Raw genomic sequence first — 13,003 nt, 5'->3', positions numbered from 1 at the left:
GCGTGAGGGGGGAGCACCCGTTGGGTACGCTCGGCAGTGCGCCGATTTGCTTGTCGAATTCACTGGCCTGACTGTGCAGCTCGGCGATTCGCGCATCGATCGCGCGGACAGACGGATGCATGTCGGTGTAACGCTGGGCCAGATCGTTTCGCTGCTGCTCCAATTCGGTGAGCTTCGAGCGATTGTCGACGACCGTCTGGAGTAGCAGCTTGCTCTGCTCTTCGAGGTCGATTGCTCCATGCTGGGCGCGAAACGCGTTGTAACGACCCTCAGCCCGGTCGAGATCCGCGCGTAGTTGCGGCAATTGATCGCCAAGGAAACTCAGCATCTGTTGCGCCTGCGCCGATTTACGCTCGACGTTACGTTGGACGTAGAGCGTCGCGATCATGTTCACGGCGCTGGCGGCGCGATTTCCTGCGCGTCAATACGCGTTGTGATGAACGAAACCCCGCACGACGGTCGCGCACACGATCCGCAGATCGAGCGCAAAGGACCAGTTGCTGAGGTAATAAAGGTCGTGTTCGACGCGGCGCTGCATTTTTTCGACGGAATCGGTTTCGCCGCGCAGACCGTTGACCTGCGCCCAACCGGTGATGCCCGGCTTGATGCGATAGCGATGGATGTAGTCGTCGACGATGTCCTGATAGAGCGCGTCGTGCTAGATCGCATGCGGCCGCGGCCCGACGACGGACATGTCGCCTTGCAGCACGTTGAAGAATTGCGGCAATTCGTCCAGGCTCGTTCGACGCAAAAACGCGCCGACGCGCGTGATGCGCGCATCGCCCTGGGTCGCCTGCACGATCACGCCTTCGTCCGCGGCGTGGACGTGCATCGTGCGGAATTTGTAGATCTCGAACGGCTTGCCATTCGCGCCGCGCCGCAGCTGGCGGAACAGCACGGGTCCCGGCGACGACAGCTTCACCGCCACCGCGACGGCCAACAGCAGCGGCGAAAAGGCCAGCACCGCACAGGCCGCGAACACGCGATCGAAGATCGCCTTGATCGCGCGGGCGCGCGCGGTCAGCCGCACCGCGACCAGATTGATCGCGAAGGTCGATTCATAGCCTGGTTCGTCGCCGTGAAAGCGCGCGAGGCCGGCCAGATCCGGGATCAGGCTGATATCGATCAGATCCTTGCGGAACAGGTCGAGAAAACGCAGCAGCGTCGGTTAATGCGTCAGCGGCAAGGTCAGCCACAGTTCATCGATGCGTTCGGCCCGCACATGCGAAGCGAAGGCGTCGACGTCGCGGAAGCGGGCGAGCGCATCGTCCGGCGCGGTGGATTCGAGATCGGTTTCGAAGTGCGCGTCGATCCGGTACACGGAATCGCGCATGCTGCCGATCGTCCGCATGATCAGCGCGCAATGCCGCGCGCCGCCCACGACCGCCACGGAGCGCGTATGCGCCCCGCGCAAGCGGTTGGCACGCGAAATCACCGGCAGACGATCACGCCGACCGCGCTCAAAGCGGCCCAGGAAGTGAAGTGCGTCGACGATACTTCGTGGGCGGGAAACAGGATGCGGGCCGCGCCGGTGGCCACGGCTTCGATGGCGATCCACGCGAGGGCGGGCTGCAGCACATCGCGCAAGATCGTCCAGCGCGGCGCGAAGGGACGGCTGCCGCTCGGAAACGTCATGCTCCACGCGAGCAGCGCCGCGAATGCCGCCGCCGCGGTGTCGCGAGCCGGGTCTTCGACGGCGCCGAACCATCGATGCGCAACGAACGCGCTTCCCGTCACGACGAGCGTTTCGGCAAGGCGAAGCAGCGCGTCGCGGAACGATGACGCATGGGTCAAGGCAGAAAAAGTCGGCAATCGCATGACGGACCGGCAAAGGCTCCCCAGGCGCGCGGCCACGCTTGTGGCGCAGAACGTACCCGGTTCCCTCGGTGACTTCGGAAATACAAACGCCGATCACCAGTCCGGGAAACTTATGCGATGCGCATGAGAGGCTTGCCAGAGGACGATCGGTACCAGATTTGCCGTTTCACTCAGTTGCGCTAAACGGCCACTTGATCGGGAGGCAAAGTCTCGCCAAACGGCCGAGCAGCGGAAATAGGGAATGTCCTAAATCGGCGTTTACGAAATTAAATGTTGTTACGAGTGGTTAAAAAGCCGTTGTGTACAGCTCAGGCGTGGGACGGATGGACGCAGTAGCGCGTCATCGTCGCTTTTTTACAGTCGTGCGGGGAGGGAAACGGCAACGCGGCAATCAACCCGTCTGGATTGATTGCCGCGCCGGTATTGCGGCATGCGAAATAACCCGCCTCAGATAAACATCAACCAATTCAACAAAGACACATTAACGATTAACAACGACAATGCCGTCGGCACTTGCGTTTTAATCACCGCGTTTTTATCCGGCAATTCCAACAAAGCGGCCGGCACGATATTGAAGTTCGCGGCCATCGGCGTCATCAGCGTGCCGCAGTAGCCGGAGAACATGCCGATCGCGGCCATCGTCGCCGGGTTGCCGTGGAATACGCCGACGAGGATCGGCACGCCGCCGCCGGTCATCACCGGGAACGCGGCGAAACCGTTGCCCATCACCATCGTGAAAAGCGCCATGCCGAGCACGTACACCGCCACCGCGACGAGCCACGTAAGCCGTCGTGACGTACGCGACTGCCTTGCCGACGCCCGCGTCCGAGAAGACGAGGCCGAGCATGCCGAGCATCTGCGGCAGCACGGCGGCCCACGAGAGCGCGTCGATCAGGCGGCGCGTTTCGCGCATCGACTGGCCGACGGTATCGCGCGTCATCACGCAGGCGATCGCCAGCGCCACCACGCAGCCGATGCCGAAGCCGATCAGCGTCACGTTCTTCAGCTCGATCAGCGGCACGCCGCCGAAGATCAGATACTTCGCGCCGAGCGTCAGGATCACGGTGACGACGGGAATCGTCAGCGCGGGCACGAACAGCTTGTTGCCGAGCCGTTTGGCGGTCTGCCGGCGCGTCTCTTCGGAGAGCATCTTCGGCTTCGCGCCGGTGACGCCGCCGAAGCCCGCGATCAGCGCCATCGCCACGACCAGCACGCCCACGACCTGCACCGGAATCCAGTCGCCGATCAGAAAGATCAGCGCATAGATCAGCCAGAAGCCGCCCGCCGTCAGACGGCGCGGATGCGACTTGTCCGTGAGAATCATGCCCGCGACGACCACGAGCACGATGCCGACCAGATAGAACAGATAGTTGATCGTCAGCGTCATGCTTTGTCTCAGGCGGCGTGGCGGGTCAGCGCGTCGAGGTCGCACGCGAGTTGGCGGTCGAGCAGCCACAGGCGGAAGCCGTGGATCAGGAACGCGCAGATTGCCGTCGGAATGCCCCACACGGCGACATGCATCGGTTCGACGACGATGCCCGCTTCCTTCAGGAACGTGGTCATCAGCACGATCGCGCTGAACGCGACGAAAATGTCCTCGCCGAAGAACAGGCCGACGTTGTCGGTCGCCGCCGAATACGCGCGCAGCTTGAAGCGCGTCGCGTCGCTGAGCTTGCCGTAACGCGCTTCGGTCGCGCCTTCGGCCATCGGCGCGAGCAGCGGACGCACCATCTGCGGATGGCCGCCGAGTCCCGTCAGGCCGACTGCCGCCGTCAACTCGCGCACGAACAGATAGACGATCAGCAGACGTCCCGCCGTCGCCGCCTTGATGTTAGAAATCCACATCTGCGCGCGCTCGCGCAAGCCGTGCCGTTCAAGCAGGCCGATCACCGCGAGCGGCAACAAAATGATGAGCGGAATGTTGCGCGTCTTCAGAAAGCCGCTGCCGATGGCGGTCAGAATCTTCTCGACCGGAAAATGCGCCGCGAATCCGGTGATGATCGCCGCAGCCGCGACGATCAGCATCGGATTGAAGCGCAGCACGAAGCCCACGATGATGACGGCCACCCCGATCAGCGGCCATAGGTTGACTGCGGTTCCCATAAGTTCTCCAAACGAAACAGGCTACACGCCTCGAACCGGGCGCGTGGTTTTACTGCGTGCGGCTCTGTGGCCGCTTGTTTAGTCCTTATTTGCGACTTGTTTGCTAAAACGCCCCGATGTCGGCGAGGCGTTGGAACATGCATTTTTACGATTCAGGCGGCGCGGGCGGCGCGGACGTCGATGCCCGCATCGTTCAGTGCATCGCGAATGCGCCGGGCAAACGCCAGCGCGTGCGCACCATCGCCGTGCAGGCAGATCGGTTGGGCGGCACCCATTCGCCCGATACGGCCTGCTCGCGAACCATCGCGAGCGTGCGGTCGAGCACGACGTTTTCATCGTCGAGCAGCGCGCCGGGTTCCTTGCGCGGCACCAGCGACCCATCGGCGCGATAGCCGCGATCCGCGAACACTTCCTCCACGGCCAGGAGACCGGCGCGGCGCGCGGCATCGACGAGACCGCTGTTGGCAAGACCGAACACCAGCAGCGACGGATCGAAGTCGTGGATCGCGGAGCAGATTGCATCGGCGATTTCGGGCGTCTTCGCGGCCTGGTTGTACAGCGCGCCGTGCGGCTTCACATGCGCGATACGTCCGCCTTCCGCCAGCGCGATAGCCGACAGCGCGCCCAGTTGATACAGCACGCCCGCGTAGATTTCCTCCGGCGGCAAATCCATTTCCTTGCGGCCGAAGTTCTCCGGATCGTTGAAGCTCGGATGCGCGCCGATCGCGACGCCTTTCTGCACGGTCCAGCGCACGCATTCGCGCATCGCGGTGGCGCCGCCCGCGTGCCAGCCGCACGCGATATTCGCCGAGCTGACGAGATCGAGCAGCGCTTCGTCGGTGCCGCAGCCTTCGCCGAGATCGGCGTTCAGATCGATTTGCATGATTTCGCTTCTATATAGAGGGTCGTTGTCATCGTCCGATGCGTTCTTCGTGCATCGCGATCGCCGTTTCCACCTGCGCGACGTACTGCCGTTCTTCCGCGAGCGCATGCCGCGCTTCTTCCACCGATGTTTCGACGAAGCGCACGCCGCCGTTTAATCGCACTTGCGCGAGCTTCCACAGATCCGCCTTGATCACCGCGCCGATCTTCGGATAACCGCCGGTGCTCTGCGCGTCGCCCATCAGCACGATCGGCTGGCCGTTCGGCGGCACCTGGATCGTGCCGGGCAGCACGGCGTGCGACAGCAGATCGTGTTTCTCGCGGCGTTCGAGCGTCGCGCCCGCGAGGCGGAAGCCCATCCGGTTGCTGTTCGGCGTGATGGTCCATTCCTGATCCCAGAACGCGCGCTGCGCCTCGTCGGTGAAGCTTGCATATTCCGGGCCGCGCCGCACGCGGATCGGCACCGCCCACGCGAGAGTCGGCGCGTGACGGCCGCGCCGCACGGGTTCGTCGACGAGCACGAACTTGCACCACACGGGCGCTTTCACGCCGAAGGCCGGTTCTTCCGCCGAAAACGCGATGCCCTTGTGCGGCTGCGGCACGCCGACCGGCAGGCGATCGCCGTCGCGCAGCGCGCGTCCGCCGAGGCCACCGAAGCCCGAGCCGAGATCGGTGCTGCGCGAGCCGAGCATCGGCAGAACGTCGATGCCGCCCGCGATCGCCACGTAACAGCGCATGCCGCGCTTGGCGGCGCGCAGCGTCAGTTCCTGCCCGGCGCGCACCGGCAGGCTCCACCACGAATAGACCGGACGGTCGTCGAGCGTCGCGCCGAAATCGACGCCCGTGATGGCGACGCGCGTCGCGTGCTTGAAACGCAGCACGGTCGGCCCGAACGTCACTTCGATGCCCGCCGCATCCGGCTTATTGCCGACGATGCGGTTGCCGATCTCGAGCGACAGCGCATCGAGCGCGCCGCCCGAACTCACGCCGAGATGCCGGTAGCCGTGGCGTCCGAGGTCCTGCACCGAGGTCAGCAGCCCCGCGCGAATCACGTCGATCATGCGCGCACCTCGACTGCCGTGAAGCGCACGCGGTCGCCGGGTTGCATCAGCGTCGGCGGATTGCGCGACGGATCGAACAGCTTCACCTCGGTGCGCCCGAGCAATTGCCAGCCACCGGGCGATGCCGCCGGATAAATCCCCGTCTGCGCGCCGCCGATGTCGACCGCGCCCGCCGGCACTTCGAGGCGCGGCTCCGCGCGACGCGGCGTGTGCAGCGATTCGTCGAGTCCGCCGAGATAGGCGAAGCCCGGCTGAAAGCCGAGAAAGAACACGATGTACTTGCCCTGCGTATGCCGCTTCACCACCTCGTCGATGCGCAAACCGGTGTGTTTCGCGACATCGGCGAGATCGGGGCCGTCGTAATGCACGGGGATTTCGATCTCCGCGCCGCCTTCGTCGCTCGCGGCGGCGGCGTCCCAGCCGGCTTCGAGCTGCGCGGCGAGGGCGTCGTAATCGGCGTGCAGCGGATCGAAGACGATCGTCAGATTGTTCATGCCCGGCACCACTTCGACGACGTGCGGCATCAGGCGCGCGGATTCAGCCAGCGCCCAGATGCGGCGCTGGCAGTCGAGCGTGGCGGGCGGCGCCGATTCGCACACGAGCGCGGTGTCGCCCAACGGATGGATGCGTGGTCTTGTCATGCGTCTGTTTGCACTTGGCGCGGACGGAAAAGAAAGTTCCCAAACCGCGACTCAATGTTATATTGTCAATAAATTATCTATTCGCGTTTGTCTGGAGTGTTGCAGATCGGCAGAAAAACGCGTGGCCGGATATCGTCGCGCTACACTCGACCGCACCTTTTATCGATCATCGCCATGACGCGTCACCCTAACAAGATCGTCTCGTCCGAGCATCTCGTGTCCGAAACCAGCGCGGAGCTGTCGGAGTTCGAATACGGCCTCATCATGGTGAGCAACGCGTTCAACCGCTGGATGGTGCGCTGCATGTCGGCGGCGGGCGCGAAGGACATGACGGCGGTGGAGGTGTCGCTGCTGCATCACGTGAGCCATCGTGACCGCAAGAAGAAGCTCGCCGATATCTGCTTCGTTCTGAATATAGAGGACACGCACGTCGCCACGTATGCGCTGAAGAAACTCGTCGCGCGTGGCTACGTGAAGAGCGAAAAAACCGGCAAGGAAGTGTTCTTTTCCGCGACACCGGCGGGACGCGAATTGTGCGCGAAGTATCGCGAGGTGCGCGAGACCTGCCTGATGACCACGCTGCAGGAAAGCGGCCTCACCAACGAGCAGATCGGCGAGGCCGCGCAGTTGATGCGCAATGCGTCTGGTTTGTACGATACGGCGGCGCGGGCGGCGGCGTCGCTTTAAGCGCGTTCAGTACGTTTTCTCTTCCGTCACGATCCCATCCAGCGGCACATCGTGCGCCTCGCGCGGCAGCGCGTCGCACTTGCCCGCTTCGAACGCGATGCCGATCGTCACCGGCTTCTTCGCGTCCGGCCACGCGGCGAGCGTGCGGTCGTAGTAGCCGCCGCCGTAGCCGAGCCGGAAACGGTCCGCATCGAAGCCGACGCACGGAATCAGCAGCAGTTCGGGCACCACGACCGTTTCATCTTCCGGAACGGGAATGCGGTAGCGGCCGGTTTTCATCGCCGATTGCGCGTGCCACGCGTGAAAGACCATCGGCGCATGCGGCTGCACGACGATCGGCAACGCCGCCGATCGCGATGCATCCGCCGCCAGCCATTGTGTGAGCACGGCGCGCGCATCGAATTCGCCCGCGACCGGCCAGTAGAAACCCACGCACGACACCTCGTAGCGATCGATGACCTCGGCCAGCCGCGCGGCGAGCACCTCGTTCAGCGCGGCGCGCGCGGGATGTTCGTTGTGTGCTTCGCGGCTCGCGAGCAGCGTCGCGCGCAGGGCACGTTTCGGATCGTTTTTAGTCTGCATATTAGTTTGACGGCAAACGTTGCATGCTATCCTTTGGACCGATCATAGGACCCAATTGCACTTCATTCGCACTTCTGTAATAACGATGTCAAAACGCCTTAATCGAGTATATCTTGCGGCCATCTCCGCACTTGCCGCGATATCGCTCGTCGCGTGCGGTACGGCCGGTGCCGTTCCGCCTGACGCCGATTCTCCGTCGCCGGACGATCGCATCTTCCTTCAGCTTCGCGACGCCGCGCGCGCCAACGATGCCGGCAAGGCCGCCGCGCTCGCCGCGCAGATTCCGAATTATCCGGCGCCGAGCTACGTCGAATATTTCACGATCAAGCCGCAACTGTTCGATTCGCAAGGCCACGCGCGCATCGACGCGCCCGACGAGCCGGTGCTGTCGTTCCTGCAGCGGTACGACGGTCAGGCTATCGCCGATCGTCTGCGCAACGATTATCTGGTCGTGCTCGGCAGCCGTCACGACTGGAAGAACTTCCTGCTGCAATATCCGCGTTTCGTGCTCAACGACGACACGCAGGTGAAGTGCTACGCGCTCGAAGCGCGCATGTCGAAGGGCGAGAATGTCGCCGATGCGGCACGCGCGCTGCTCGTCGATCCGAAATGGTACGGCGACGGCTGCGTCGATCTGATCGGCGCGCTGGCGGAATCCGGTCAGTTCACCACCGACGACATCTGGCAACAGATTCGCCTCGCCTACGAGCAGAACTACACGACGACCGGCCTGAATATCGTCGAGGCGCTCGGTCAGGAGAAGCCGAAGCCCGAATTGCTCGACAACGCCGTCAACAAGCCGCCGCTGTATCTCGCGCGCGGCGTCATGCCGAACACGCCGGCGCATCAGCTCACGCTGCTGTCGATCGTGCGCATGGCGCGCAACGATCCGGCGATGGCGGCGGCGACGTTCACCTCGGTCGCGCCGAGTCTGACCGCGCAGGAACGCGCGATCGGCTGGGGCGCCATCGGCTATCAGGCGGCGATCAAGCGCATGCCGTCGGCGGCGGACTGGTATCGGCTGTCGGCGAACGCCACGCTGTCGAATCCCGCTTACGAATGGCGCACGCGCAACGCCTTGCTCGCGGGCGACTGGAACATGGTGCGCTGGTCCATCGAGCAGATGCCGCCGTCGCTGCGCAGCCAGGCGTCGTGGGTCTACTGGCACGCGCGCGCGGTCAAGCAGGCGGGCGACGCCGCGACCGCGAATCAGGAATTCCAGAGCATTTCGGATCAGTACAACTTCTACGGCCAGCTCGCGCTCGAGGAACTCGGCCAGAAGATCACCGTGCCGCAACGCACGACCGTGACCGATGCCGAAATCGCGCAGATGCAGAGCGTGCCGGGCTTCGCGCTGTCGCAGCGTTTCTACGCGCTGAACATGCGTCTGGAAGGCAATCGCGAATGGAACTGGCCGCTGCGCACGATGACCGATCGTCAGCTGCTCGCCGCCGCGCAGTATGCGAAGCGCATCGAGCTGCTCGATCGCACGGTGAACACGGCCGACAAAACCAAGAGCGAGCATGACTTCACGCTGCGCTATCTTTCGCCGTTCCGCGATATCGTCGAACGCGACGCCAAGAACACGGACCTCGATGTCGAATGGGCGTACGGGCTGATTCGTCAGGAGTCGCGTTTCATCATCAACGCGAAGTCGGAAGTGGGCGCGGGCGGTCTCATGCAGCTGATGCCCGGCACGGCGCAACTCGTCGCGAAGAAGATCGGTCTCGGGCCGGTGTCGCGCGCGCAGATGAACGACATCAACACTAATATCCTGCTCGGCACGAATTACCTGGCGATGGTCTACAATCAATTCGATCAATCGCCCGTGCTCGCCACCGCCGGTTACAACGCCGGTCCGGGTAGGCCGCGTCAGTGGCGACAGGATTTGCGCGCGCCAGTCGAGGGCGCGATTTTTGCTGAAACCATCCCGTTCGCCGAAACCCGCGATTACGTGAAGAACGTGCTGTCGAACACCGTGTATTACGCCGCGCTGTTCGAAGGCCGTCCGCAATCGTTGAAGGCGCGTCTGGGTTATATCGCGCCATGATTGGATGACGCACTGAGCGTACCGGTCGCGCCCGCGCATCCTTCGGCTTTCGTCGAACAGATGCGCGGGCGTTTTCATATCCGCGCCCGGCTCATGGACACGCAGCCGCAGTCCAGAACGCGAAGGAGGCCAATATGCGACATCAACAGGTAGCGCTCATCGGCGGTTCGGGTTTCATCGGCAGTCATCTCGTCAACGCGCTCGTCGAGCTCGGTAAGCACGTGCGCATCGCCACGCGACGGCGCGCGAACGCGGCGCATCTCACGTTGTTGCCGATCGATGTCGTCGAATGCGACGTACACGATCCCCTGCAACTGGCCGCCTTCGTCGAACAGGCGGACGCGGTCGTGAATCTCGTCGGCATTCTGCAAGGGCGGCGCGGCGATCCGTACGGGCCGGAATTCGCGAAGGCGCATCGAATTGCCGCGCAAGATCGTGGCGGCGTGCGAGGCGAAAGGCGTGCGGCGGCTCGTCAACATGAGCGCGATCGGCGCGGATTCGGACGGCCCGAGCATGTATCTGCGCTCGCGCGGCGACGGCGAAAAGGCGATTCGCGATTCCGGGCTCGACTGGACGATCTTCCGCAGTTCCGTCGTGTTCGGTCCCGAGGACAATCTGCTGAATCAGTTCGCGTTTCTCGAACGCATGTTCCCGGTGATTCCGCTCGCCTGCGCCGACGCGCAGTTCCAGCCGGTCTTCGTCGGCGATGTCGCGAAGGCGATCGTCAACGTGCTCGATCTCGATGCCGCCAACGGGATGACCTACGAACTCGCCGGTCCGCACGTCTACACGCTCGCGGAACTCGTGCGCTTTTCGGGCGCGGCGATCGGTAAGCACGCGCGCATCGTCAAACTGCCGGAGAGCCTCGGCCGTCTGCAGGCGATGACGATGGAAATGGCGCCCGGCGAGCCGCTCATTTCGCGCGACAATCTCGATTCGATGAAGACGCCGAATATCGCCAGCGGACCGCTTGCGCCGGAGTTGGGCATCGGCGAGCCGGCGAGCGTGGAGGCGATCGCGCCGCTTTATCTCACGGGCAATTCACCGCGCTCGCGGTTCAATGCTTTTCGCGCTACGGCGCATCGTTGATTTTTCTGGAGTGGCATGAAACTCGCCATCGGTGACAAGAACTTCTCGTCCTGGTCCATGCGGCCGTGGGTGCTGCTGAAGCACTTCGGCATGCCGTTCGAAGAAGTGCTGATCAACCTGTATGCGCCGGATTCGCGGGCGCAACTCGCGCGCGTGTCGCCGTCGGGCAAGGTGCCGTGTCTCGTCACCGATGCGGGCGATGCCGTGTGGGATTCGCTCGCGATCATGGAAACCGTTGCCGAGTCCTACTCGCAGCATGCGATGTGGCCGCGCGACGCGAGCGACCGTGCGCGCGCCCGCAGCGTGAGCGCCGAGATGCATTCGGGCTTCGGCGACTTGCGTCAGAACATGCCGATGGAGATTTGCACGCACGCGCCAGGCAAGGGCGCGACGCCGGAGACGCTTGCGAACATCGCGCGCATCGAAGCGATCTGGGGCGAATGTCTCGCGAAGTCGGGCGGCCCGTTTCTGTTCGGCGAATTCTCGATTGCCGATGCGATGTACGCGCCGGTCGTCATGCGCTTCAACACGTACGCGCCCGAGTTGAGCGCGACGTCGCGCGCGTATGCGGAGCGCGTGACCGCATCGCCGGCGGTGGCCGAATGGATCGACGGCGCAAAGCAGGAAGTCGCGCGATGAACATCTACGCTGTCGGCGGCGCGATCCGCGACGAGTTGCTCGGCGTGCCCGTGGTAGATCGCGATTACGTGGTTGTCGGCGCGACGCCGGAGCAGATGGTGGCGCAGGGGTATCGTCCGGTGGGCAAGGATTTTCCGGTGTTTCTGCATCCGCAGACGCACGAGGAATACGCGCTCGCGCGCACCGAGCGCAAGACGGCGGCGGGGTATCACGGCTTTCAGTTCTACTATTCGCCGGACGTGACGCTCGAGGAGGATTTGACGCGCCGCGACCTCACCATCAACGCGATGGCGCGCGAAGTCGATCCGAGCGGCCAGCTCGTCGGGCCGGTGATCGATCCGTTCGATGGGCGCGGCGATCTCGCGAAGAAGCTGTTTCGCCATGTCGGCGATGCGTTTATCGAAGATCCGGTGCGGATTCTGCGGCTGGCGCGATTCGCCGCGCGTTTCGCGGACTTCGATGTCGCGCCCGAGACCGCCGAGTTGATGAAGAAGATGGTCGCCGCCGACGAAGTCGATGCGCTCGTCCCCGAACGCGTGTGGCAGGAAGTCTCGCGCGGGTTGATGGAGAAGAAGCCGTCGCGCATGTTCGAGGTGCTGCGCGCGTGCGGCGCGCTCGCGCGGATTCTTCCCGAAGTCGATGCGCTCTGGGGCGTGCCGCAGCGCGCGGACTATCACCCGGAAGTCGATACCGGCGTGCACGTGATGATGGTGGTCGATTACGCGGCATCGCAGGGCTTCGCGCTACCGGTGCGGTTCGCCGCGCTGACGCACGATCTCGGCAAGGCGACGACGCCCGAGGATGTGTTGCCGCGACATATCGGGCACGAGTGGCGCAGCGTCGATCTGTTGAAGCCGTTATGCGAGCGCTTGCGCGTGCCGAACGAGTGTCGCGATCTGGCGGTGCTCGTCGCGCGGGAGCATGGGAATATTCATCGCGTGATGGAGATGGGCGCGGCGGCGCTCGTGCGACTTTTTGAGCGCTGCGATGCGTTGCGTAAACCGGCGCGGTTTGCTGAAGCGTTGCAGGCTTGTCTTGCGGATGCTCGTGGGCGGTTGGGGCTTGAGGGGCAGGCTTATCCGCAGGCTGAGCGTTTGCGGGAGGCTTTGGTTGCGGCGCGGTCTGTTGATGCTGGCGCTGTGGCACAGCAGTTTGCTGATCAGCCTTCCAGGATTAAGGATGCGGTGCATGATGCGAGGGTTTTGGCTGTGCGGGGTTTGGGGCTGGCTTAAGTGTGTTGGTGCGATGGTTCTCTTGTCGTGCTTTGTTTTGCAGTAACCGCCTCCCCGGCGGAGGGGTCACGTTCTTTGCGGCGGCAAAGAACGTGACCAAAGAAAGCCGCTTGGCCGATCCTAGGTCCTGTTTACATTTAAGAGCGGCCCGAAGGCAGACACGATGGAGACAAAGGTGAGGTAGCTGTGGGCGAGTTTGTCATATCGAGTGGCGACGCG

General features: G+C 63.7%; 10 protein-coding genes and 5 pseudogenes. 5 read left to right on the top strand and 10 right to left on the bottom strand.

Annotation, left to right across the window (positions count from 1 at the left end):
• The 9 genes and pseudogenes from BVER_RS21950 to pxpB all read right to left on the bottom strand — a co-directional run.
• Positions 1–388: pseudogene (locus BVER_RS21950) on the bottom strand (polysaccharide biosynthesis tyrosine autokinase); the annotation flags it as partial.
• A 33-nt stretch (positions 389–421) separates the two neighbouring features.
• Positions 422–1,147 (bottom strand): annotated as a pseudogene (locus BVER_RS36550) (exopolysaccharide biosynthesis polyprenyl glycosylphosphotransferase); the annotation flags it as partial.
• A gap of 21 nt (positions 1,148–1,168) precedes the next feature.
• A complete protein-coding gene (locus BVER_RS36545) occupies positions 1,169–1,435 on the bottom strand; it encodes a Rossmann-fold NAD(P)-binding domain-containing protein (protein ID WP_050455081.1) in 267 nt (88 codons plus the stop codon).
• Positions 1,432–1,854: a hypothetical protein gene (locus BVER_RS36540; RefSeq protein WP_198155326.1), complete on the bottom strand. Its 423-nt coding sequence runs from the start codon at positions 1,852–1,854 to the stop codon at positions 1,432–1,434. The genes BVER_RS36545 and BVER_RS36540 overlap by 4 nt, the downstream gene beginning before the upstream one ends.
• A 411-nt stretch (positions 1,855–2,265) precedes the next feature.
• Positions 2,266–3,205, bottom strand: a pseudogene (locus BVER_RS21930) (DUF979 domain-containing protein).
• Between the two features lie 8 nt (positions 3,206–3,213).
• Positions 3,214–3,921: a DUF969 domain-containing protein gene (locus BVER_RS21925; protein ID WP_050455079.1), complete on the bottom strand. Its 708-nt coding sequence runs from the start codon at positions 3,919–3,921 to the stop codon at positions 3,214–3,216.
• A 152-nt stretch (positions 3,922–4,073) separates the two neighbouring features.
• Positions 4,074–4,804, bottom strand: a pseudogene (gene pxpA / locus BVER_RS21920) (5-oxoprolinase subunit PxpA).
• 28 nt (positions 4,805–4,832) lie between these two features.
• Complete coding sequence (locus BVER_RS21915) at positions 4,833–5,864, bottom strand: 5-oxoprolinase subunit C family protein (protein WP_050455078.1); 1,032 nt, start codon at positions 5,862–5,864, stop codon at positions 4,833–4,835.
• Positions 5,861–6,505, bottom strand: coding sequence for a 5-oxoprolinase subunit PxpB (gene pxpB / locus BVER_RS21910; protein WP_050455077.1), 645 nt, complete (start codon positions 6,503–6,505; stop codon positions 5,861–5,863). The genes BVER_RS21915 and pxpB overlap by 4 nt, the downstream gene beginning before the upstream one ends.
• Before the next feature lie 174 nt (positions 6,506–6,679).
• Here pxpB and BVER_RS21905 point away from each other — a divergent pair, with 174 nt between their 5' ends.
• Positions 6,680–7,192 (top strand): winged helix DNA-binding protein, encoded by a 513-nt coding sequence (locus tag BVER_RS21905; protein WP_050455076.1) that lies wholly within the window; start codon positions 6,680–6,682, stop codon positions 7,190–7,192.
• A gap of 6 nt (positions 7,193–7,198) precedes the next feature.
• On the opposite strand, the gene BVER_RS21900 is transcribed toward BVER_RS21905, so the two are convergent.
• Positions 7,199–7,774, bottom strand: coding sequence for a 5-formyltetrahydrofolate cyclo-ligase (locus tag BVER_RS21900; protein WP_050455075.1), 576 nt, complete (start codon positions 7,772–7,774; stop codon positions 7,199–7,201).
• Positions 7,775–7,859: 85 nt separating this feature from the next.
• Here BVER_RS21900 and BVER_RS21895 point away from each other — a divergent pair, with 85 nt between their 5' ends.
• The 4 genes and pseudogenes from BVER_RS21895 (at position 7,860) to BVER_RS21880 (ending at position 12,784) form a co-directional block, all read left to right on the top strand.
• Positions 7,860–9,824: a lytic transglycosylase domain-containing protein gene (locus tag BVER_RS21895; protein ID WP_050455074.1), complete on the top strand. Its 1,965-nt coding sequence runs from the start codon at positions 7,860–7,862 to the stop codon at positions 9,822–9,824.
• A gap of 134 nt (positions 9,825–9,958) precedes the next feature.
• A pseudogene (locus tag BVER_RS35310) lies at positions 9,959–10,913 on the top strand (complex I NDUFA9 subunit family protein).
• Between the two features lie 15 nt (positions 10,914–10,928).
• Positions 10,929–11,552 (top strand): glutathione S-transferase family protein, encoded by a 624-nt coding sequence (locus tag BVER_RS21885; protein ID WP_050455073.1) that lies wholly within the window; start codon positions 10,929–10,931, stop codon positions 11,550–11,552.
• The gene (locus BVER_RS21880) at positions 11,549–12,784 is read left to right on the top strand and encodes a multifunctional CCA addition/repair protein (protein WP_050455072.1); all 1,236 of its coding nucleotides are present in this window, start codon (positions 11,549–11,551) and stop codon (positions 12,782–12,784) included. Before BVER_RS21885 ends, BVER_RS21880 begins: the two co-directional genes overlap by 4 nt.
• Positions 12,785–13,003: the final 219 nt, after the last annotated feature.

Origin of the sequence: Candidatus Burkholderia verschuerenii, assembly GCF_001189365.1 — a bacterium.
In the GTDB taxonomy this organism is placed as follows: domain Bacteria; phylum Pseudomonadota; class Gammaproteobacteria; order Burkholderiales; family Burkholderiaceae; genus Caballeronia; species Caballeronia verschuerenii.
This window is presented reverse-complemented; position numbering and strand designations above follow the sequence as displayed.

What these genes read in the sequence shown, in the direction of transcription:
- BVER_RS21925 (WP_050455079.1), bottom strand. Translation starts at nt 3,921, where the DNA reads ATGGGAACCGCAGTCAACCTATGGCCGCTGATCGGGGTGGCCGTCATC.
- BVER_RS21915 (WP_050455078.1), bottom strand. Translation starts at nt 5,864, where the DNA reads ATGATCGACGTGATTCGCGCGGGGCTGCTGACCTCGGTGCAGGACCTC.
- pxpB (WP_050455077.1), bottom strand. Translation starts at nt 6,505, where the DNA reads ATGACAAGACCACGCATCCATCCGTTGGGCGACACCGCGCTCGTGTGC.
- BVER_RS21905 (WP_050455076.1), top strand. Translation starts at nt 6,680, where the DNA reads ATGACGCGTCACCCTAACAAGATCGTCTCGTCCGAGCATCTCGTGTCC.
- BVER_RS21900 (WP_050455075.1), bottom strand. Translation starts at nt 7,774, where the DNA reads ATGCAGACTAAAAACGATCCGAAACGTGCCCTGCGCGCGACGCTGCTC.
- BVER_RS21895 (WP_050455074.1), top strand. Translation starts at nt 7,860, where the DNA reads ATGTCAAAACGCCTTAATCGAGTATATCTTGCGGCCATCTCCGCACTT.
- BVER_RS21885 (WP_050455073.1), top strand. Translation starts at nt 10,929, where the DNA reads ATGAAACTCGCCATCGGTGACAAGAACTTCTCGTCCTGGTCCATGCGG.
- BVER_RS21880 (WP_050455072.1), top strand. Translation starts at nt 11,549, where the DNA reads ATGAACATCTACGCTGTCGGCGGCGCGATCCGCGACGAGTTGCTCGGC.